General features: G+C 28.1%; 20 protein-coding genes. 15 read left to right on the plus strand and 5 right to left on the minus strand.

The genetic code is table 11. The annotated features are described in order from the left end of the window. Positions 1 to 45 precede the first annotated feature (45 nt). Positions 46 to 639, plus strand: a complete 594-nt coding sequence (locus tag IC213_RS02055; RefSeq protein ID WP_227860519.1) for a peptidoglycan-binding domain-containing protein — start codon at positions 46 to 48, stop codon at positions 637 to 639. Between the two features lie 208 nt (positions 640 to 847). On the opposite strand, the gene IC213_RS02060 is transcribed toward IC213_RS02055, so the two are convergent. Then, a complete protein-coding gene (locus IC213_RS02060) occupies positions 848 to 1,864 on the minus strand; it encodes an alpha-hydroxy-acid oxidizing protein (protein ID WP_227862682.1) in 1,017 nt (338 codons plus the stop codon). Positions 1,865 to 2,195: 331 nt separating this feature from the next. Beyond that, positions 2,196 to 2,378 carry a hypothetical protein gene (locus IC213_RS02065; RefSeq protein WP_227432649.1) on the minus strand — a complete coding sequence of 61 codons (183 nt, stop codon included), beginning with the start codon at positions 2,376 to 2,378 and terminating at the stop codon, positions 2,196 to 2,198. Positions 2,379 to 2,703: 325 nt separating this feature from the next. Between IC213_RS02065 and IC213_RS02070 the strand changes: the two genes are divergently transcribed. From IC213_RS02070 to IC213_RS02120, 11 genes are all read left to right on the plus strand, one after another. Beyond that, positions 2,704 to 3,123, plus strand: coding sequence for a DUF3785 domain-containing protein (locus tag IC213_RS02070; protein WP_227432650.1), 420 nt, complete (start codon positions 2,704 to 2,706; stop codon positions 3,121 to 3,123). A 130-nt stretch (positions 3,124 to 3,253) separates the two neighbouring features. Then, on the plus strand, positions 3,254 to 5,095 hold the full coding sequence (locus IC213_RS02075; protein WP_227862683.1) for a GGDEF domain-containing protein: 1,842 nt from the start codon (positions 3,254 to 3,256) through the stop codon (positions 5,093 to 5,095). A gap of 83 nt (positions 5,096 to 5,178) precedes the next feature. Next, positions 5,179 to 7,005 (plus strand): diguanylate cyclase, encoded by a 1,827-nt coding sequence (locus IC213_RS02080; protein WP_413927293.1) that lies wholly within the window; start codon positions 5,179 to 5,181, stop codon positions 7,003 to 7,005. A gap of 12 nt (positions 7,006 to 7,017) precedes the next feature. Then, positions 7,018 to 9,018, plus strand: coding sequence for a sigma 54-interacting transcriptional regulator (locus IC213_RS02085; protein WP_227432653.1), 2,001 nt, complete (start codon positions 7,018 to 7,020; stop codon positions 9,016 to 9,018). Positions 9,019 to 9,278: 260 nt separating this feature from the next. Next, positions 9,279 to 10,538 carry a pyridoxal phosphate-dependent aminotransferase gene (locus IC213_RS02090; protein ID WP_227482820.1) on the plus strand — a complete coding sequence of 420 codons (1,260 nt, stop codon included), beginning with the start codon at positions 9,279 to 9,281 and terminating at the stop codon, positions 10,536 to 10,538. 60 nt (positions 10,539 to 10,598) lie between these two features. Then, positions 10,599 to 12,386, plus strand: a complete 1,788-nt coding sequence (gene iorA / locus IC213_RS02095; RefSeq protein ID WP_227862685.1) for an indolepyruvate ferredoxin oxidoreductase subunit alpha — start codon at positions 10,599 to 10,601, stop codon at positions 12,384 to 12,386. A gap of 1 nt (position 12,387) precedes the next feature. Then, the gene (locus tag IC213_RS02100; RefSeq protein ID WP_227432656.1) at positions 12,388 to 12,963 is read left to right on the plus strand and encodes an indolepyruvate oxidoreductase subunit beta; all 576 of its coding nucleotides are present in this window, start codon (positions 12,388 to 12,390) and stop codon (positions 12,961 to 12,963) included. Between the two features lie 53 nt (positions 12,964 to 13,016). After that, positions 13,017 to 14,087: a butyrate kinase gene (gene buk / locus IC213_RS02105; protein WP_227835766.1), complete on the plus strand. Its 1,071-nt coding sequence runs from the start codon at positions 13,017 to 13,019 to the stop codon at positions 14,085 to 14,087. 216 nt (positions 14,088 to 14,303) lie between these two features. Then, on the plus strand, positions 14,304 to 15,005 hold the full coding sequence (locus IC213_RS02110; protein WP_227432658.1) for a YczE/YyaS/YitT family protein: 702 nt from the start codon (positions 14,304 to 14,306) through the stop codon (positions 15,003 to 15,005). A 60-nt stretch (positions 15,006 to 15,065) separates the two neighbouring features. Further along, complete coding sequence (locus IC213_RS02115; RefSeq protein WP_227432659.1) at positions 15,066 to 15,572, plus strand: NUDIX hydrolase; 507 nt, start codon at positions 15,066 to 15,068, stop codon at positions 15,570 to 15,572. A gap of 170 nt (positions 15,573 to 15,742) precedes the next feature. Continuing rightward, positions 15,743 to 16,765: an AI-2E family transporter gene (locus IC213_RS02120; protein WP_227432660.1), complete on the plus strand. Its 1,023-nt coding sequence runs from the start codon at positions 15,743 to 15,745 to the stop codon at positions 16,763 to 16,765. A gap of 142 nt (positions 16,766 to 16,907) precedes the next feature. Here IC213_RS02120 and IC213_RS02125 read toward each other — a convergent pair whose 3' ends face one another. The 3 genes from IC213_RS02125 to IC213_RS02135 form a co-directional block, all read right to left on the minus strand. Then, on the minus strand, positions 16,908 to 17,216 hold the full coding sequence (locus IC213_RS02125; RefSeq protein WP_021385244.1) for a DUF1540 domain-containing protein: 309 nt from the start codon (positions 17,214 to 17,216) through the stop codon (positions 16,908 to 16,910). 61 nt (positions 17,217 to 17,277) lie between these two features. After that, a complete protein-coding gene (locus IC213_RS02130) occupies positions 17,278 to 17,706 on the minus strand; it encodes a hypothetical protein (RefSeq protein WP_227432661.1) in 429 nt (142 codons plus the stop codon). Between the two features lie 225 nt (positions 17,707 to 17,931). Then, positions 17,932 to 19,389 carry a carbon starvation CstA family protein gene (locus tag IC213_RS02135; protein WP_227862686.1) on the minus strand — a complete coding sequence of 486 codons (1,458 nt, stop codon included), beginning with the start codon at positions 19,387 to 19,389 and terminating at the stop codon, positions 17,932 to 17,934. A gap of 419 nt (positions 19,390 to 19,808) precedes the next feature. Here IC213_RS02135 and nadA point away from each other — a divergent pair, with 419 nt between their 5' ends. From nadA to nadC, 3 genes are read left to right on the plus strand one after another with little or no spacing between them, the layout of a single operon-like run. After that, on the plus strand, positions 19,809 to 20,723 hold the full coding sequence (gene nadA, locus IC213_RS02140) for a quinolinate synthase NadA (RefSeq protein ID WP_227830724.1): 915 nt from the start codon (positions 19,809 to 19,811) through the stop codon (positions 20,721 to 20,723). Positions 20,724 to 20,735: 12 nt separating this feature from the next. Further along, complete coding sequence (locus IC213_RS02145; protein ID WP_227482814.1) at positions 20,736 to 22,037, plus strand: L-aspartate oxidase; 1,302 nt, start codon at positions 20,736 to 20,738, stop codon at positions 22,035 to 22,037. After that, a complete protein-coding gene (gene nadC, locus IC213_RS02150) occupies positions 22,018 to 22,854 on the plus strand; it encodes a carboxylating nicotinate-nucleotide diphosphorylase (RefSeq protein ID WP_227432665.1) in 837 nt (278 codons plus the stop codon). The genes IC213_RS02145 and nadC overlap by 20 nt, the downstream gene beginning before the upstream one ends. Positions 22,855 to 23,128 lie beyond the last annotated feature (274 nt).

The raw sequence follows: 23,128 nt of genomic DNA on the forward strand, positions 1-23,128 counted from the left end.
ATTTTTATAAATATTTAATAAAAATATATCAATTAAGGAGGTTTTATGTTAAAAAGATTAAAAAAAACTTTAGTTATTACAAGTATATTAGTACTTGCTTTTAGCAGTATTTCGTTTGCTAGCCCTGTTGATGAAAATAATGTAAATTATGAAGAGTTAGGTGAACCTGTAGCGAGTGCTACAATTAGAGGTTATGATTTTACATATGAAAATGCACCTCAAAAAGTAAAAGAAGAATATGAAGAAACATGTAGAGAATTAAATATTACTCCTAAGGCTGATGATGACATATTTATTCCTGAGCAACTTGCGAGTACTTATCTTATTACAAGAAGTACGTATGGATATGTTTATGGAGAGTATGTGCTTGATTACTATGTGTCTAGTTTTAGAGTAACTGGAAAAAAATCATATACTGTTTCAACTGAAAAAACAGTTGGTTATGGACACACAACAAGTGGTAATCCAGTACATCTAACACAACTTTTAGTAGGTATTAGAAATCACCCTGTAAAAACAGATAGTGCATTTGGAAATGATACATATAATGCTGTTAAAACTTGTCAAAGAGAATTTGGAATATCTGCTGATGGCATAGTTGGAAAATCAACTTGGAGTGCATTTGGAGTACGTCTATAGTAAATATTAAATTTTATTAAAATTTCCTAATTAATATAGAATTAAATTATATTAATTAGGAAGTTTCTTATTAAATGAAAAATAAACTCTATAGAAGTATATGAATACATAAGATAAATATAAAAAATTTTACTATATTTTCTAGCATTGTAGATACTAACAAAATTATTACCACTAATAGCTAGTTGGAATTTTATTTATTGAAATATCACTTCCATATAACCATACCATCAATATCCTTAACCTCTTGACAACCAGTCAAAATCATAGTCTCACATAACTCATTCCTAACCTTATCTATAAAAAACTCAACACCATCAAGACCTCCACCAAAAGAAGCAGTAACAAAAGGTCTTCCCATCAAAACAGCATCAGCACCCAAACCTAACATCTTAACCACATCAACACCAGTTCTAACACCACCATCAGCAAGTATAGTTATCTTTCCTTTTACAGCCTTAGCTATATCTGGAAGCACCTCACAAGTACCAGGAGTATAATCAAGAACTCGTCCACCATGATTTGAAACAACAATAGCACTAGCTCCAGATTCTACAGCCATCAAAGCATCCTCCACAGTCATAATCCCTTTTATTATAAAAGGCAATCTAGTCGCTTCAACCAACTCTCTAATCTCTTCAACTGTCTTAGGTGAAAAAGGATTTTCTTGAAGTTGATTATTAATTAATCCACAAGCATCAAGGTCTACACCAACTGCAAAAGCATCAGCCTCTTCAGATAATCTAATTTTTTCTATTATCTTTGAATTTTTCCAAGGCTTTATAAATACAATTCCATTTCCAGCATTATCTTTTAAAACGTCTAAATTATCCAATAAAAAAGTATCTACATTGGTATCACCAACCATGGCATAGATTCCAGAGTTAGAGCAACCTCTAACAACAGGTTCTATGTATTCTTTTTCAGAAATCTTACCACCCATATTTAACATAGTCCCTGATACAGGTGCAGCAAATATAGGAGCACTCATTTTTTTACCAAATAACTCGATAGTAGTATCTGGATTTGAAACATTATGTATTACTCTCATATTTATTTTTACTTTTTCCAAGCTTCTTCTGTTTTCTATAAAAGAAGAGCCACTTCCTTTTCCTCCCATGCCAGGAACATTTCCAGAACAAGCTAATCCATTACAAATCTTACAGACTTTACACTTTCCATTAAAGTTATCTCTAGCAGATTCTAATAATTCATTATAGTTCATATCAAATTCTCCTTTTCATTATATTAAAATTGAGTATTACTATATTGAAAATATCTTAATTGTAAATGAAGAGATGATATTGTGATTAGTTAAACTGAGTAATACATATTAGATATTTTTATTATTGTAGGTAAGTAAATTATAGCATATTAGATAAATAAACTTAAATTGTTTTTGTTGATATAGTATATATATAGGATATTTATTAAAATTCAAAAAGGCCATATATAGATTTTTTTAATCTATATATGGCCTTTAAATTTATGTCAATTTCTTTTTTATCAATGAATAAATAATATAGAATACAATATACAAAAAATTGCTCAAAATGTTAGGCTAATCCCCATTTACAAAGCAACATCATTATGCTATGTAAATTTGAATCAACAATGTTTTCACCATACTTCACCATAAAGTCATCTAATTGTGTGTCTATAAATGAATAATATCCACTTATGCTATCAATATATGCAGTCATTAAGTGTATACATTCATCACTTTTATCTTTATACATCTGTATCTCCCCCTATACAATATATAAAATTTGATACTAAATCGTATCTTATAAAATAGTTAAGTGTGTTACATCTATATCCAATCTCTGTATTCATATACTTATATTAATAGGTAAAGTGAATTTTGACAATAGGTTTTGAAAAACTGGATGTTCAAAACGTAAAGTTGGGTTTTAAGATAATTAAGTAAATTATATGTATACAATATATGTATATAACTTACTTAATAAGAAATATTATAAAATTATATAACAATTACTTTTATTAAGAATGTTTAAGTGGTAGAATAACTTGGGAGATTAATAATTATTAGGAGGATATAATATGAGTTTGTACAAGTTTATATATGAAGACAAGGAATATTTATTAAAAGAAGATAATTGCAGTGCTTTAATAAATGATGAAGAAAGTCCAATTCAAGAAATAAGCATTCCAAAAATAATTGAGATACTTAATGAATCAGAAGATGTTGATTTTGATATAGAATACTATCAAGAAGCATGCCCATTATGCTTGGAGGGTGTAAAAGAAAAGAAAAAATTCTTTCCGTTTTTAGAATATCATTTTTATATTTTTAGTAAGGATGGAAAATATGTAATAAGTAATATATCTAGTGATTATAAAGGGATGTCTTTTAATAAATTATCAAGAGCAAATAAAGTTGATAATAGTTACATTGTAAGTGTGATAATTTGCGAAAATTGTCAAGATTATATAATTCAAATAGAAAATTGTATAGTTTAGTGTAATTTATGTCTTAATTTAGGAGAAATTTCTAAATTAAGACACCGACTTTTTTTAAAAATAGTATGGAAAATTACTAAATTTGTGAGATAATGAAAGTCGGAGGTGGGTTACAATATATAATAAATATTTGGAAGATATAGATAGTATAATTTTAGATTCAATGTTTAAGCTGACCTTGAATGAAAAACTATTAAATAATGATAACTTTTTTGAAAAAAGAATTGATGAAATTAACAATTCAATTAATTCCTACAAAACTGAACAAAGTAGTTTAATGTTATTAAAATTAAATTTTTTGCTAGCTTTACTGTATGGTATTCAAGGATTTAGTGAAAAAATGAAAAAGTATATTTTGATTTCCTGTAAATATATTGAACAATACTTACCTAAAGATTATGTGTTTTTAGCACGATTTTATTCACAAATAGCCATTTTAAGTTTAAAGAATGAAGATGTAAATAGAGCAGATCTATATATAGATAAATTTAATCTTATTTGTAAGGGGAGCAATTTTTTAGTGGAAGAAATTATCTTTGAATCTCAATTGATTTATATTAAAGCAAGTAAATGTATTGATTCTTCTATAATAATTAAGGAAATAGAAGACTTATATATAAAAGTAAAAGAAACTAATGATTTTAATTGTAAAAAAATATATTTTTTTATAATTGGTAAGATATATTTTTTGTTTTTAGATGATGCATTAATTGCTAAAATGAATTTCTTAAAAGCAAGAAAATATGCAGAGTTATCAAAAGATATAGAAGTATGCTCACTATGCGATATAAAGCTAGGGGAATGTGAATGTTCCTTTGAAAATTATGAAGGAGCAAGAGGATACTTTAATGAAGTAATAAAGAATAAGAAATATACAAACGTAAATATGATTCAAAAGTATAGAGCATCAAATAACATAACTAAATTATTAATAAAAACTAAAGACTATTCAGGTGCTATAAATAATTTAGCAAAATCTGAGGTATATTTGGAAAAATTTAAGAATCAAGATTTAAAAGAAGTAGAAAAATTAGACTTATGTATAAATCTAGCTATGTACTATGCAGAAAGTAATGAAAAATCATTTGAGAAATCAACTTGTTATTTAAATCGGGCTAAAAGTTTGTTAAATAACATAAATAATGTAGAAGAGTATATAATATATGATTTAGAAGTGATTTATCATCAGATTAATATATATTATATATTTGAAGATTATGAAAAGTCCTTGATTACAAGCAAAAAACTTCTTGAAAAGGCTAAAGAAACTAAAAATTATAATTATGTGAAAGAAGCATATAAAACTATACACATGTGTTTTGAGAAGATACAAGATTATGAAATGAGTATGAGATACTTTAAAATGTACTATGAGTTAAAACAGATGTATATGAAAGCTAGGAATAGAAATTATATAGACTCCTTAAATTATAGACATGAGCATATCGAAAAAGAAATAAATAATATGAAAAAAATAAAACTCGATTTAGATAAGAAAAAATACATCGACCCTTTGACAAATGCTTATAATAGAGCATATTTAAATAATTTCTTAGAAAAACAAGAGATTAGTGAGTACAGTTCTGCATTTATGATAGATGTAGATTATTTTAAGGAATACAATGACACTCATGGTCATTATAATGGAGATATTGCTCTTAAAAATATAACTATGATAATAAAAAAATATTTAAAAGAGGACATGTCTGTTATAAGGTATGGAGGAGAAGAATTTTTAATATTGTCTATATGCAAAGATTATAGAAAAAGCAAAGTATTTGGAAAAAAGTTATGTAAGGTTGTAAAAAAATTCTTAAATGATGATTTGACGATTAGTATTGGTATTGATACTTGTAAAAATAGTAGTATAGATATAAGTGAAATAATTGAAAATGCGGATAAAGCCTTATACAAAGCAAAACAAACTGGAAGAAATAGATGTTTGCATTATTATGATTTTAAGAATTTTTAACTCTTGAAATAGGATTGGTGATTTACTTGAAAGGGAGTTTAATAGAAGATTTAAAGAGAAATATAAAAAAGATAGAATATGATATGTTGACTAAGTTCTATCTGAATTTGACCGATTTAAACTACATCTTGGATTATCACAAAGAGCTTTTAAATACAAAAATAGATGCTAAAGATAGAGTCTATATTTTATATTTAATTAGTCTAATAAACTATGTAAAAAAAGATAGAGAAGCATCGTATAATTATTTGATGGTTTCACTAAAAGATATTAAACAATTATCACTAAAAGATGATGCAGATATAATATCTAAGATTTATATTTATCTTACTCTATCTGCTATTTCTATAAAAAAATACGATAAAGCAAATCATTTTTATTTTTTAGCCAAAAAAATTATAAAACAACAACGTTTGAATGAATTATTGGTTTTGTTTAATATGAGTTTATGTGTAGAAATAAGTGCACTATATAAAACTAAATCTGAAGTAGTACTCTTAGTAGAGGAAGTATCTTTTTTTAAAAAATTAAAAAATAAAGTTCTTGTAAGTAGAGCAAATTATATATTTGGTAGGGTATATCTATACTTATTTAACAACTTTATAAAAAGTATGGAGTATTTGATTGAATGTCTAAGATTAGCCCAGGAAAATAATCTATATTCTATAGAAGCTTTTTGCAAATGTATAATAAGCCTCTGTTATTTAGAAAGTGGGAATAACAGAGAAGCCATAAAGTATATAAAAAATGCACTAGATGTTGCACATAATAATAATTCAGTATGTTTAACTGAAAGAGTAGCAATAAAAATAGACCTTATATGGGCATATTTAAAAGAAGATATGAATAAAGAAGCAGAAGTTGTTTTAGAAAAAACTATAGAACTGATGGATGTTGTTGAAGGCGTATATAAAGATTATTTGTACTCATTCATATTTTTATATTCAGCCGAAATAGAGTTAAAGAAAGATACTTGTAATTTTGAAAGAGTAAATGCATATTTGATTTTATCAAAAAACATATATAAAAGTTTTGGAGATGTTTTTATATATAATTCTAAATTAGATTATATTTATAAGTTATATGGAGATTTATATATAAAATTTAACAATGTAGATGAAGGAATAAGATATTATTTGAAAGGTTTAAACTTAGTTAAAAAAAGTTCATTAAATCCTAAAAAACTGTCGATATTTTATGGCCTAATAGCAAAAGGATATGAATTGAAAAAAGAGTTCAAACTAGCAATTGAATATTATAAAAGTATGGATTGGTATTCAGATAAGTGGGAAAAAAACAATTCTTATAAAACATCACAAGGTATTCATAAACAATATGAATTAAGACAAAAACAAGAAAGTTTAAGATTACTTGTAGATAATAATAAGAAATTGGAAAATGATATTCTAACTGATGGACTAACTCGACTATATAATAGAAGATACTTAGAACAACAATTGAATTTATTCAATGAAGATAGAGATAAAAATATGATGGCAATATTGATTGATATAGATTATTTTAAAAGCTATAATGATAACTATGGTCATCCAGCAGGAGATAAAGTTATAATTAAAGTAACTGACATTATAAAAAATGTATTTATAGATATTACTGAACACATAATTAGATATGGAGGAGAGGAAATCTTAATACTAGTAGATTCTATAAAATCAATAAATGTTGAAGAGATTGATAAGATAGAAATATATATTAAAAGAATTTTTAAACTTCTTGAATTTGAAGGAATTGAACATATATACTCTAAAGTAGAAAACTATGTGACTATAAGTGCTGGAGTAAGTATAAAAAGATGTCGTAGTAGAAAAGATGTCGAGATATTAATTGAAGATGCAGACAAAAACCTATATAAATCAAAAAAAGCAGGTAGAAATCAGTATATACTATAATTTAAAATTGAGGTGATTTTATTGCAAAAGAAGATAGGAATTATAGCCTCTGATATTGAATTAAAAGAAAGAATAGAAGAATTATATAGAGAAGATGTAGAAAATGGAACTATAATAATCGACATACTTAATCTTGATTTAATGGAAAATCAAGGACGTATACTTGTTGAGAAAGGTGCTCAAGCTATAATCGGTAGAGGAGGAGGTTATAGTTTAGTAATAGACACAGTAAGTGTACCTGTAATACCCATGAATATGAAATCAACCGACCTTCTAAGAGCAATAGAAATGGCAAAGCGATATTCTAAAAAAGTAGTATTAATACTTGGAGATAATGAAGTTTCTTTTGATTATGTTGGTTGGAGAAATGTCATAAGTACTGAAATAACTGAAGAATGGTTTGAATCTAAATACGAAATAAGAAGTAAGGTTGTAAAGTATATAGACCAAAAAGATGAAGTTGTAATAGTTGGTGGAGGTCTAGCGTGTTCTTTTGCGAGACAATATGGTATTGATAGTGTATTTGCAACTGCCAGTGACGAATCTATAAGAGAAGCTGTTGAGTATTGTAAGAAATTATTAGATACATTAGGCGAGGAAAAATTTAATAATGAAGTATTAAGAAATATATTAGATGGTATAAAAGATGGAGTAATTGCTATAGATAGTAATGGAAGTATAATTTTGTACAATGAAAGTGCAAAAAACATGCTTAAAGTAGAAAGAAAATGCGCGCTTAATAAATATATTCTAGATATATTTCCAAAAATGGGATGGCTATTAGATTGTCTACATGAGAAAGATGATGTAGAAGATAGGAAGATAAGAAATATAAACAACTTGATTGTTAATACTAGAACAACATTAATAAAAGTAGATGATAGCACTTATGGAGTTTTAGGAATAATACAAGATATAACTAAGCTACAAAATTTAGAAAGAAAAATAAGGTTTGATTTAAATCAAAAAGGTCTATATGCTAGATATACTTTTGATGATTTTTTATTTAAAGATAAATTAACAAAGGAATTTATTGAAGAAGCTAAAAAAATTGGGAAAAGTGATTACACAACACTACTTTATGGAGAAAGTGGGTCTGGTAAAGAAATTATAGCCCATAGTATACATAATATAAGCAAAAGAAAAGACAGGCCTTTTGTGGCTATAAACTGTGCTACTATAGCAGAAAATTTACTTGAAAGTGAGCTTTTTGGATATGAAGAAGGTGCATTTACAGGTGCTAGGAAAGGTGGAAAAAGAGGGTTATTTGAACTTGCTCATGGAGGAACTCTTTTTCTTGATGAAATAAACAGTGTCTCATTTAATATTCAGACAAAACTATTAAGAGTAATAGAGGAGCGACAAATAATGAGAATTGGCTCTGACTACATAATACCTTTGGATATTAGAATCATAGCAGCTACCAATGAATCTTTAACAGAAAAAATAGTTATGGGTACATTTAGAGCTGACTTATTTTATAGATTAAGTAGTTTAGAGATAAATATCCCTCCTTTAAGAGATAGAAGAGAAGATATAATACCATTGTTTAATAATTTTGTAAATGAAGTTTTAAAGGATGATGGTTTACATGGAATAAACAGTATAGATGAAAATTTTGCTCTAACTAAGGATGAGATAAATGCGCTATATAATTATAGTTGGCCTGGAAATGTTAGAGAGCTAAAAACAATAGCTCAAAAGTATGTTGTGACAGGGAAAATTAAATTAAGAAAAGAGCAAAACTTTAAGGCTAAAGAAGTAGTACCTAGTTCTAGTGTAGAAGAATTTAATGTTGAAACAACAGCAAGTATGGAAACTACAGATAAAGTCATAGATATAAGTAAGATAAATGATGGTAAGGTAAGTATAGATATAAAAGAAGTAAATAAGTATGTTGAAGAAAAAATAATAAGCATGCTTTTTGCTCAGGGGCTTTCCAAAAATGAAGTTGCACAAGTTCTTGGAATAAGTAGAACATCTCTATGGAAAAAGTATAATAAAAATATTTGACATAATTACATATAAATTATTTTGAAGTGATGTTAATTTTTCAAAACGAATGTTAAGAAAAATTAACATTATTTTTTTGTAGAATTTTATTTTTTCAGACAAGCACATAGATTTGTAAGAAAAATAACTTAAACACTTAATTTTAGTAGTGAAAAAAATCAGAATTCTAAACAAAAGTAGTTTTACATAAAGTTAAATTTGTTGGCATGCTAATTGCTTAATATAAATGTGAGAGTAAATACAATTTTAGGGGTGATGGTATGAGTCAAAGTATGGTTGGTAAGCATGCAATGTGGCCAAAAGAAAATGATGTTATATTTAGCTTATCTGGAAGAGCTCAAGCAGCAGAAAAAGCTTTAGGTATGGATAATGTAATAAATGCAACAATAGGCGCTCTAATGGATGACTCAGGAAAATTAATAACAATGAAAACTGTATATGATGAATATAAAGCATTAGATAACTGTGATATAGGTGCATATGCAGCCCTTGAAGGTCAGCCAGACTACTTAGAAGCAGTTAAAAAAGTATTTTTTAGAGATTACTTACCAGAAGGACATATAAGAGTATTAGCTTCACCAGGAGGAAGTGGTGCAATAAAACTAGCTGTATGGAATTATACAAATGAAGGTGACGAAGTTTTAACATCTGATTGGTTTTGGAGTCCATATGTTAGTATAGCTGAAGAAGCTAATAGAAAAGTAGTAAACTACCAATTGTTTGATGAAAATAGAAAATTTAATTTTGATTCATTCAAAGAAAATTTTGTGAATATAGCAGAAAAACAAGGAAGAGTTTTTACAATTATAAATACACCAGCTCACAATCCAACAGGATATAGTGTTGCAGATGATGAGTGGGATAAAATATTAGACTTATCAAAAGAAGTTGCACAAGATAAAGACAAAAAGATAATATTTTTCGTAGATTCAGCATATATTGACTTTGCAGGTGATGATGATGTATGTAGAAAATTCTTTAAGAAATTTTCCAACTTGCCTGAAAACGTTCTTATATTAGTTGGTTTTAGTATGTCAAAAGGATTTACAGCTTATGGAATGAGAATGGGAGCTATAATTTGTATATCTTCAAGTGAAGATGTAGCAGAAGAGTTCCATTATTCATGTGTTCATTCATGTAGAGCAAACTGGTCAAATTGCAATAGAAGTGCTATGGCAGTTCTATCTAATATTGTAAATGACCCTAAAAAATTCAAAGAATATGAGGAGGAAAAAGAAGTATACAAAAAAATGCTGACTAGAAGAGCAGATGTATTTGTAAAAGAAGCTGAAAGAGTAGGATTAGAAATTCTTCCATATATAGCAGGTTTCTTTGTAAGTATACCATGTGATAATCCAAGAGAAGTATGTGAAGAATTAACTAAACACAATGTATTTGCAATTCCATTGAAGATGGGATTAAGATTTGCAGTTTGTGCAGTTTCAGAAGAAAAATGTAAGAAAGCACCAAGTATTATAAAAGAAGCACTTGAAAGTTTAGAAGTAAAAATAAATAATTAATTTCATTGAACAAATTGGGTGGACTATGAATTTAATAATTGTAGATGGAGGGAATTTTATATGAAACAATTGATGACAGGTAATGAGGCAATTGCACGTGGAGCCTATGAGGCTGGTGTTAAATATGCATCTGCATATCCAGGTACTCCAAGTACAGAAATACTAGAAAATTTAGCAACATATAAAGATGCAATAGTTGCAGAATGGGCTCCAAACGAAAAGGTAGCACTTGAGGCTGCTATAGGGGGTTCAATTGCAGGAGCAAGAACTATGGCTTCTATGAAACATGTTGGTGTAAATGTTGCAGCGGATCCAATATTTACTTATGCATATACAGGCGTAAATGGTGGTATGGTACTTATTACTGCAGATGAACCGGGAATGCATTCATCTCAAAATGAACAAGACAATAGAATGTATGCAAAGTTTGCAAAGATACCTTTATTTGAACCATCAACTAGCCAAGAAGCTAAAGATATGATAAAAGAAGCTTTTGAAGTAAGTGAAAAATATGATACACCAGTTTTATATAGAGTTACAACAAGACTCTGTCACTCAAAAGGTTTAGTAGAGTGTTATGATAGAGAAGAAGTTGAAATTAAAGAGTATGTGAAAAATGCTAAAAAAATGGTTACTGTTCCAGCAAATGCTCAAATAAGAAGAGGCGTTGTTGAAGAGAGAATGGAAACTCTTAAAAAATTCTCAAATGAAACTGACTTAAACTACTATGAAATAAATGATACAAAAATAGGTGTTATAGCTTCAGGTATGTGTTGTAATTTTGCTAAAGAAGTATTTGAAAAAAATGCATCATATATGAAGTTAGGATTTACAAATCCATTACCTTATGAAAAAATAAAAGAATTTGCAGACAAAGTAGATAAAATATATGTAATAGAAGAAAATGACCCATTTATAGAAGAACAAATAAAAGCGTATGGAATAGATTGTATTGGAAAAGATGTAATACCTCCATATGGAGAAATGACACCAGATGTTTTAAGAAAAGCTATATTTGGAAAAACAAATGACACTATAGAATATAAAACTGAATTAGTAACACCAAGACCACCAAGTTTCTGTGCAGGATGTCCACATAGAGGATTCTTCTATGAACTTGGAAAGAGAAAAAATTTAATAGTTGGTGGAGATATAGGATGTTATACTCTTGGATTTGCTCCTCCATATAATGGAATAGATTATGTTGTTTGTATGGGTTCTGCCTTTGGAACTGCGCATGGTGCTCAAAAAGTTCTTAACATGAAAGAAGGAAATGAAAAGAGATTAGTAGGTGTACTTGGAGATTCAACTTTCTTCCATACAGGAATAAATGGTCTTTTAGATGTAGTTTACAATAGAGGTAATTCTATATCAGTAATATTAGACAATAGAATAACTGGAATGACAGGACATCAAGAAAATCCAGGTTCAGGATATACTTTACAAGGTGATAAAACTAAAGATGTTGACATAGAAGGATTAGTCAAAGCTTGTGGAATAGAACATGTAAGAGTTATAGACCCTAATAATCTAAAAGAAGTAAATGAAGCATTAGATTGGGCTTTGGCTATAGAAGATGAACCATCTGTAATAATCACAAGATGGCCATGTGTACTTAAAAAATTCTCTAAAGAAGATATGGAAGAGTTTAATAATCCATTTAAAACTAAGTGTAAGGTTGACCATGATAAGTGTATAGGATGTAAATTATGCTTAAAAACTGGATGTCCAGCACTATCATTTGATAAAGAAAATAAATTATCAAATATAGATAGAAATCAGTGTGTAGGATGTGGAGTATGTTCACAAGTTTGTCCAAAACAAGCAATAGTTAAGGAGGAAAAATAATATGACTAAGAGTATACTTTTGGTAGGTGTAGGAGGTCAAGGAACTATACTTGCTAGTAAATTATTAACTATGGGATTGATGGAAGCTGGATATGATGTAAAAATGAGTGAGATACATGGTATGAGCCAAAGAGGAGGTTCAGTTTCTTCACAAGTTAGATATGGAGATTGTGTTCATTCTCCAGTTATAGAAATTGGAGGAGCAGACATTTTAGTATCTTTTGAAAAGATGGAGGCTTTAAGATGGTTTAATTATCTAAAGCCAGAAGGAAAAGCTTTAGTAAATAATCATAGAATAGACTCTATGACTGTTTTAATCGGAGGAGCTGAATATCAAGAAAATGATATAGATGCAGAATTAAATAGATTAAATGCAAAAGTGATAAATGCAGCAGATAAAGCTGAAGAATTAGGAAATGCAAAGATAATGAATGTTATTTTATTAGGATGTCTAGTTAAATCTATGGAACTAGAGTCTATTGACTGGGAAAAAATTATAAGTGAAAATGTTAAACCAAAATTTGTCGAGTTAAATATAAAAGCTTTCCATGAAGGTATGGAAATGGTTGGCAAATAGTTTATAATATATATAAGATAAACTATAGAAATTAATGCGAAAGGAAGAAAAGTATGACTTATAGAATATTAGCCATAAATCCAGGTTCTACTTCTACAAAAATAGGAGTATATGATGGAGAAGAACAAATTCTTGTGAAGACGATAGACCACCCAGCAGAGGAGATTGCAAAATATAATACAATTCAAGACCAATTTGAAATGCGTAAAGAGGCAGTTTTAAGTATTCTTGAAGAAAATAATATAGATTTAAAATCTCTTAGTGCAATAGTTGGAAGAGGTGGAGTTTTACCACCAGTAAAATCAGGGGCATATTTAGTAAATGAAGAAATGATTGATGTACTTAAACATAGACCAGTACTTGAGCATGCTTCAAATTTAGGAGCAGTTGTTGCACATGCAATATCAGAACCACTTGGAATAAATTCATATATCTATGATTCTGTTGCAGTAGACGAACTTATAGATATAGCAAGAGTATCTGGGCTTTGTGGAATGGATAGATCAAGTGCAGGGCATGCACTAAATACTAGAGCAATGGCTTTAAAATATGCTAAAGATAGAGGTAAAGATTACAAGAGTTTAAACTTAATAGTAGCTCATATTGGTGGAGGAGTAAGTATTTATCTTCATGAAAAAGGAAGAATGGTTGATATGTTATCTGATGATGAAGGGCCATTTTCACCAGAAAGATCAGGAAGAGTTCCTGCTACAAAATTAGTAGCTGCTTGTTATTCAGGTCAATGCTCAGAAAGAGAAATGACTAAAAAGATAAGAGGTAAAGGTGGTATAGTTTCATATTTAAATACTGTAGATGCTAGAGAAGTTGAAAAGATGATAGCAGAAGGAAACGAAGAAGCCAAAATTATTTATGAGGCAATGGCATATCAATTGGCAAAAGGAATTGGAGAATTAGCAACTGTAGTAGATGGAAAAGTTGATGCTATAATTATAACAGGTGGAATTGCATATTCTGAAATGTTTACTTCAATGGTTAAAAAGAGAGTTGAATTTATAGCGCCAGTAGAAATTATGGCAGGAGAAAATGAGTTAGAATCACTTGCTTTTGGAACTCTTAGAGTGCTAAATGGAGAAGAAGAAGCTAGAATTTATAGTGAAAATTAATTAAATTAACTAAAAATGTTTAAATATTAGAAAAGTGGTATATCTATTTTTACACTAAAGCTTAGAATATAGGTGAAGACGTGTAAAATATGGATTGCCACTTTTTTTATGATTGAAATTCTATATTAAAATGATGAAAAAATTTGTAAAACTTTGTACTTATATATATATTTTATTGGTATTTATTGTTATTATTATTATGAGGAGTGATTTTTAATGGGAAAAATTAATTTAAAAAGTATGATAAGGTTGTTTTCAGGTTTTTTTATATTTGCAATTTCTTCTGTGCTTATGGTTAATGCACATGTTGGTCTTATGCCTTGGGATGTGCTTCATCAAGGTTTATCTATAAAATTAGGTATAACTATAGGTCAGGCGTCCATATTGGTAGGTGTTATAATCGTTATATTGGATGCAGTTTTTGGTGAAAATATAGGATGGGGTACATTGCTAAATATGACATTTATAGGAATTTTCATTGATTTAGTAATATTTTCAGGTGTGATACCTCATGCAAGTAATACTTATATAGGAGTATTCATGGTTGTTATAGGAATCATCTTAGCTGCTATAGCTAGTTTTTTGTATTTAGGAGTTTGCCTTGGAAGTGGGCCAAGAGATGGTCTTATGATTGCTCTTCAGAAAAAAACTAATAGGTCTGTACGTCTTGTTAGAACAGTTCTTGAAATATTAGCACTCGTTGCTGGTTGGTTATTAGGTGGTTCTGTAGGAATTGGTACACTTGTAAGTGCTTTAGGTTTAGGGTATGTATTACAAATAGTGTTTAGAATGTTTAAATTTGATACAAAATCTCTTAAACATAGATTCATTATAGATGATATAAAAGAGTGGAAAGAAAAGAAAAATGATGAACATAAATGTAAATCAAGCATTGTAATAAAAAATGAACAAAATTAATTATACTAAAATGTATCTATATTTTAGTTAACTTTATAAGGAAAGTAAGGAGATTTGAAAGTGGAATTATGGGATTTGTATAATGCTGATGGAATTAAAACAGGAAATGTTATAGAGCGAGATAATTCTATTGAAGAAGGATATTATCATTTAGCAGTTGAAGTGTGGATTGTAAATAGTAATTTTCAGGTTTTAATTCAGAAAAGGTCTGAAAATAAAAAGACACTGCCAAATATATGGGGGATGACAACTGGATGTATTGTTTCTGGAGAAGAAAGTTTAGATGGTGCAATTCGTGAGGCTAAGGAAGAAATAGGAATTGATATATCCAAAGATGAGATAAAGATTTTTAGAAGTATGATTCATGGAGATACTTTATGGGATGTATATTTAGTTAAAAAAGAGTATGATGTATCAAATGCAATTTTACAAAAAGAAGAAGTAAGTGATATAAAATGGGTAAGTACAGGTGAAATAAGACAATTATTAAAAAAGGGCTTATTTTTTGAATATCCAGAGATATATGATTTACTATCTGATATAGATAATAATGATTTAAATATATAATGTAGGCAGAATTAGATATAAGTATGTATTATCTAAAATTATCTTCTCTAAAATTTAATGTTGTATTAGGAAGAATTAATGCATTATTTTTAATGTTCTCCTAATTAGATTTTAGAATTAGAGTAATAAGTTTGATTGTTAAGTAGTAAAAATCTGGGGAGGATTACGCTGTGGAGAATAATAAAGAATTGACACCCGATAGTTCAAAATATAAGATTGTTTCTATATCTGTGGTAGTGATTATTTTAATTACATTTTGGTATATGTTAAATATGGTGCTTTTAACATTTATAATGACTTTTGTTTTTTATAATTTATTAGTTTCCATAAGAAAAAGAATTAGGAAATTATTTTCTTTCTATGTTCCTGATTCATTAATAATTATAGTATTATATTCGTTATTTGCTATATTATTAGTACTAATTAGTTATGCAGTTGTGCCAATAATTATAGTTCAACTTACAGAGTTAAGCAGGATTTTAAGTAATTTTGATGTAAATCAATTTGCTCAATCTTTAGGGCCAAAGATTTATCCTATTGTTTCAAAGTTGGATTTTAATAAATATATTTCACAGGCAGGATTGTTAATAGCATCAGCAGCAACTAAAGTTGGAAGTTTTGGGATAAATATATTACTAGCTTTTTTACTTAGTTTACTGCTTTTACTTGAAAAAAATGATATTAAAAAATTTGGAAATAAACTTGCAGAAAGTAAAATTTCTTTCATCTATAATTCTCTTGTATTTTTTGGAAAAAGTTTTGTGAAAAATTTTGGTGATGTAATGAAAGTACAAGTAATGATTGCATTTATAAATTCTATTGTTTCTATGATTTTTTTAGGATTTATGGGCTTTCCTCAAATATGGGCTTTAGGGCTTATGATTTTTGTTTTGGGTCTTATTCCAGTAGCTGGAGTTATAGTGTCTTTAATTCCATTAACAGTAATAGCCCTTAATATAGGAGGAATAGCAAAAGTATTTGGCGTTTTGGCCATGATTTGTATAGTGCATGCAGTGGAAACATATATATTAAATCCTAAGTTGATGTCAAATAGAACAAAACTTCCAGTTTGTTTTGTTTTCATTATTTTACTTGTAGGAGAGCATTATTTAGGTGTATGGGGATTATTAATTGGAGTTCCAATATTTATGTTTCTTATGGATATATTTGGTGTAAAATTTAGTTCAAGATGATAACTTATAATTACATTTACTTCCTAATACATAATGCTTTAATTGTAAAAAAGAACCTATAATAGATATCTTTTAAAAGGTATCTGTTTTATAGGTTCCATTTTATTTTTTATAAATACTAAATAGTTAAGTATCAATGAAATTATTTCATTTCAAAAGTTTCACAGCTTGCATTTCCTGAGTTTATATGAACTTTTTCAGCCTTGCAAAGTTCATTTTTGTTGTATTTACATTTTACAGCTTCACAATGAATATTATCTGTATCAACTTGGTTAGTGTCATTAGAACGACTAGTTATACCAGATGTATATTTGTCTTCAAAAGAAGCACAGTAAGTATTTCCTGTAGTAGTTGCTTGCATTCCATCTACTTTTATGCTACCAGCATAACAATATCCACTAGTATTATAAGCACAGTTAGTAGCATCACAATTTAAATTATTATTTTTCATAAATAACCTCCTAAGTTTTTTATTTAAACTTATTATGTGAAGTTATTTGAATTTTATACACTTATTTACAATTACATTTCTTACATTTAACAATTATATCTTCAGAAGTTTCTCTTCCTAAATTTTTATTAATATGATACACATCAATATTTTCAGTTGAACCACATATAGAACATTTAAAGTTGTTCTCTAGTAAAGTTCTTTCTCTAAACAACTTCCAGTACATAGAATTAATATAATCATTATAGTTTACCTTAAGGCATGTCTCAAGAAAGTTTATGTATAGATTGTCTAAATCTCCTGTATTTAAGTCTGTATATTCTGGCTCAAAATATTCACAACATCCTCTAAAATCAGGTTTGGTATCTGAAATAACACATTTAATATCATATCTGTAATCTAGGCTAGGCCCCTTCAATGAAAGGTGTGTACAAAAAGAACAAGATGTTTCTGGTAAATTTTTTTCTAGTTCATGTAATTTATTATTCATAAGTATTCCTCCAAAAAATTATTTTGAGTATATAAACAATGTAGATTATTTTAAATCTTTTATTTATTTATATTAAATATATAGGATAAATATTCCAATAAAAGGTGGATGTTTATTTATTAATGTATTTAATAAGAAAGAGGCTAATCTCTATTTTGAGACAGCCTCTTTTTATTGAGTTATTTAAAATTAAAAGTTTTAATAAAAATCTAATAATATTTATATTTAGCTAGCTAGATTTGTATCCGTTTTGCTTTTTAGTTTTCTGCCATAGTATACAGTTAAAACAGCATACAAAACAGTAAAAATGGTAGCTAAAATATATGATATATTTATACTTAAGTTAAATCCAATTTGAGCATTGAATATATAACTAGAAATTACAAAAGAATAAAACATACCTGGGATTAAGCTTATGATATAATTTTTTTCTTTTATTATAAGATAAACTGTAATCATAGCAAAGGCGAATATAGCAATAGTTTGGTTACTCCAAGAGAAATATCTCCATAATATATTAAATCCAGAAGTGCTAAGTTTTGCAAATATAAGGATGGCTATAACAGGAATAAATATACAGATTGATAATATAACACGATGTTTCTTTTCTTTTTGGTCATAATGGAAATAATCTGCAAGCATTAATCTTAAAGATCTTAAAGCTGTATCTCCAGAAGTTATTGGTAAAACAATAACACCTATTATAGCTATAATACCACCAACAGAACCAAGTAAGTCTCTAGCAACTAAACCTATTACATCAGGAGAACCTATTAATTCACTAGGTATTCCTTTATTGTAAATACCCATAGCAGCTGCCGCCCAAATCATGGCAATTAAACCTTCCAAAATCATCATATTATAAAAAGTGCTTCTACCTTCTTTTTCATTTGAAACTGATCTTGCTATAAGAGTAGCTTGAGTTGAGTGGAATCCAGAAACAATACCACAAGCAACTGTAACAAAGAATGTAGGGATAAGAGGAACTCCATTAGGATGGATACCTTTCCAATTTGCTAGGCTTAAATTGGCTAAGTCATAACCCTGTGTAAATATTCCAATTCCAACACCAGCAGCAGATAAAAGTAGAATGGCTCCAAATATTGGATATATTTTTCCTATTATTTTATCAATTGGAAATAGTGTTGCACATAAATAATATACAAAGATGATTCCATAAACTATCCAAACGACTGGATTATTGATAGTTGATTTCATATTTAGAATTTGAGTAACTACCAAATCTCCAGGTGTATAAATAAAAACTGCACCAACCAAAAGCATTAATAAGCAAAGGAAGATATTATAAACTTGAAAGACCTTATTACCTAAAAATCTGCTGATAAGAGAAGGCATCTGTGCTCCTTTTTCTCTTATACTAATCATTCCACTCATATAGTCATGTAAAGCTCCTCCTAATACACAACCAATAGGAATTAGTATAAACGCAATTGGACCAAATAAAATACCTTGTATAGGTCCTAAAATCGGTCCTGTACCAGCTATATTAAGCAACTCAATAAGACTATTTTTCCATTTTTTCATTGGAACATAGTCTACTCCATCACTCTGAGCAAGTGCAGGTGTTTTTCTGTCATCTGGGCCAAATACTTTTTCACAATAAGCGCCGTATAAAGCACCTCCTATTAGTAAAATAGCCAAACCAATTAAGAATGTTGTCATAACATCACCCCATTTATAAAATTTTTTGGATTCTGTATACATATTGTCTAAATGTGTAAGTTTTTATAAGATTTTATACTTAAAACACTTACAAATTCTATAAAGTATTAAAACTAATATAATTTCAGAAATAAATACATATACATAATCATGCACTTAGTATACAGGTATTTGGAAAAAAATTCAATATTATAACAAGAAAGAATATAAAAAATATTCTGATAATATTCTACAAAAAATTAAAAAATACAAAAAAAATAATTTAAATAGAGGTAAAAAAATGATAAATTAATTGATAGTGTAAGTGTCTATATCTTAACAATATTAAGAGGTCTAAAATTCTTGAAGAAAAAATAGTCAAGTGATATAATGAATTTACAGGTGTATATACACTAGTACATATAGAAAGCGGTGCAATTATGGATAAAGATTTAACATATCAAATCAAAGAGCTAAAGAAAGAAAAAAATGCAATAATACTTGCTCATTTTTATCAACCACCAGAAATACAAGAATTAGCAGATGCAGTTGGAGATTCGTATTACTTAAGTGAAATTGCTAGAGATTGTAAAGAAGAAGTGGTTGTATTTTGTGGTGTGAGATTTATGGGAGAAAGTGCTAAGATATTATCACCTGAAAAAACTGTATTGATGCCAGTAAGTAACGCTGGATGTGCTATGGCAGATATGGTAGATGAAGAAGGCGTGATAAAACTAAAACAACAGTATCCAAATGCTTTGGTTGTATGTTATATAAACTCTACAGCTAAAGTTAAAGCACATTGTGATGTTTCAGTTACATCATCTAGTGCAATTAAAATATTAGAAAACATAGATAATAAAGAAATTATATTCCTCCCAGACAAGAACCTAGGAGGATATATTGCAGAAAAATTCCCTAATAAAGAATTTATATTTTGGGATGGATATTGTAAATATCACAACAATATAAAAGTTGCAGAAATAATTGAATTAAAAGAAAAGTATAAAGATGCAGAAGTATTGGTACATCCAGAATGTAAAAAAGAAATAAGAGACTTAGGTGATTATGTAGGTAGTACATCAGGAATAATAAAATATGCTACTAACAGCAAAAATACAGATTTTATAATAGCAACTGAAGAGGGTATCTTACATGAATTAAAGAAAAACAATCCTAATAAAAATTTTTATATTCCTGGTGGAAGAATACTATGTACAGATATGAAAAAAACAACATTAGAGAATTTGTATAGTACTCTTAAAAATATGGAAAACGAAGTTATTGTAGAAGATGAAATTATGGAAAAGGCTTTAAATTCACTGCTTAATATGCACAGATTAGCAGAAGGATAGAGGGATAGACTTATGAATTTAGAACAGGATGTTTTAATAATTGGAAGTGGTGTTTCGGGACTATATTGTGCATTAAATTTGGATAAAAATTTAAATGTGTTAGTAGTATCAAAATCTACAATTGAAAACAACAATACATATCTTGCACAAGGAGGAATTTCAACTGCTAGAAATATTGATGATATAGAATCTTTTGTAGAAGATACAATGAAGGCTGGTCAGTATAAAAATAGGGTTGAAGCAGTCAAAGTTCTTGCAGATGAATCTATAGAAAATGTAGGTCAAATAGTAGACTATGGTATGCCTTTAGACAAAGAAAATGGAGAGATAGACTATACAAGAGAGGGAGCTCATAGCGTAAATAGAATAGTTCATAGCAAAGATAATACAGGAGAAGTTGTTTTTAAGACTCTATTAAAAGAAGCTAAAACTAGGGAAAATATAACTCTTATAGAAGATGCTTATCTTTTAGATATATTAAAAGATGGTAATAAGTGTATAGGAGCTAGAATTTTTAAGTCTCAAAAAGAAATTCATATCTTTTCAAAGGTAGTAGTTTTAGCTACAGGTGGAATTGGTGGACTTTTTAAAAATTCTACGAATCAAAGACACCTTACAGGAGATGGAATTGCTATAGCATTAAGAAATAATATTAAAATAGAAAATTTAGAATATATTCAAATACACCCAACAGCTTTCTATGAAGAAAATAGTGAAGGTAGAAGGATGCTTATATCTGAATCTTTGAGAGGAGAAGGGGCTAAACTTTTAAACAAAAACAAAAAAAGATTTGTAGATGAACTTCTTCCAAGAGATGTAGTTTCAAAAGCTATTTTTGAACAAATGGAAAAAGATGATTTGCCTTATGTATATTTAGATGCAACACACTTAGATAGTGAATATTTAATCAATAGATTTTCTTTTATATACAATGAATGTTTAAATAGAGGAACAGATATAACCAAAGAATATATAAAAGTATCTCCTGCACAACATTATTTTATGGGAGGGATACATGTTGATTTAGATTCAAAAACATCTATGGAGAACCTATATGCAGTGGGTGAAATTAGTTGTACAGGTGTTCATGGAGCTAATCGACTAGCAAGTAATTCACTACTTGAAGGTCTTGTATTTTCAAAAAGAGCAGCTAAAAATATAAACTCAGTTATAGGTAGTATAGAAGTGAAGTTTATAGAAGTACCAAATATAGAGGTGGATGTAGAAAAAATAAAGGAAGAGAATAAAATATTAGTTATAAAAGAAATAGAAAGAACAAGTGAGGATTTTGGCGATGAATTATTTGATTATTGATAAAATGATACAAGATGCTTTAATAGAAGATGTTCCAAGTGAGGATATAACAACTAATTCTATTGTAGATGAAAATTCGAAGTCTACTGTAGATTTAATTTGTAAACAAGATGGTATAATAGCGGGTTTAGGTGTGTTTAAAAGGGTTTTTGAAATACTTGGAGATGTAGAGGTAGAGTTATATAAAAATGATGGCGATAGGGTAAATAATGCAGAAAAGATAGCTGTATTAACTGGAAATACTAGAAACTTACTTGTGGGAGAACGTGTAGCGTTAAATTATTTACAAAGAATGAGCGGAATAGCTACTGCTACAAGTATGTATGTGGAAAAACTTGAAGGTACAAATACTAAACTATTGGATAGTAGAAAAACAATACCTAATCTTAGAATTTTAGACAAATATTCTGTAAAAGTAGGTGGAGGATGCAATCATAGATTTAATTTATCTGATGGAATATTACTTAAAGATAATCATATTGGAGCTGCAGGTGGCGTCAAAAACGCAGTTGAATTAGCTAGAAAAAACACATCTTTTGTCAGAAAAATAGAGGTAGAAGTGGAAACTCTAGAAATGGTAAAAGAAGCTATAGAAGCTAAAGCAGATATAATAATGTTAGATAATATGAATTTGGAGACAGCAAAAAAGGCTATAGAAATGATAAATGGGAGAGCAGTTGTAGAGTTTTCTGGAAATGTAAATTTAGATACAATAGAATCTATAGGAAAAATTGGTGTTGATGTTGTCTCTGTGGGAGCGCTTACACACTCAGTGAAAGCACTTGATATAAGTATGAAAAACTTAAGAAATATATAAGACAGGACTAAAATAAATTTAATAAAAAAGTATTGAATAGATTTAATTTAATAATGTGATAAATAATTAAAATAGATTACTTAAATAAGCTAGATAAATTTAAGTAATCTATTTTTTATTTATTAAAGTTAACCAAAATGATGAAATAATCAAAAAATAATTAAATAAATATAGAAAAACACTATATTTCTATTGGATAATATTGTTATTATCTATTTTACAGATAAATACGAATAAACTTATAATATAATTACATATGTAAAATTTTGTATAA

Origin of the sequence: Clostridioides sp. ES-S-0049-02 (assembly GCF_020658465.1) — a bacterium.
Taxonomy (GTDB): domain Bacteria; phylum Bacillota; class Clostridia; order Peptostreptococcales; family Peptostreptococcaceae; genus Clostridioides.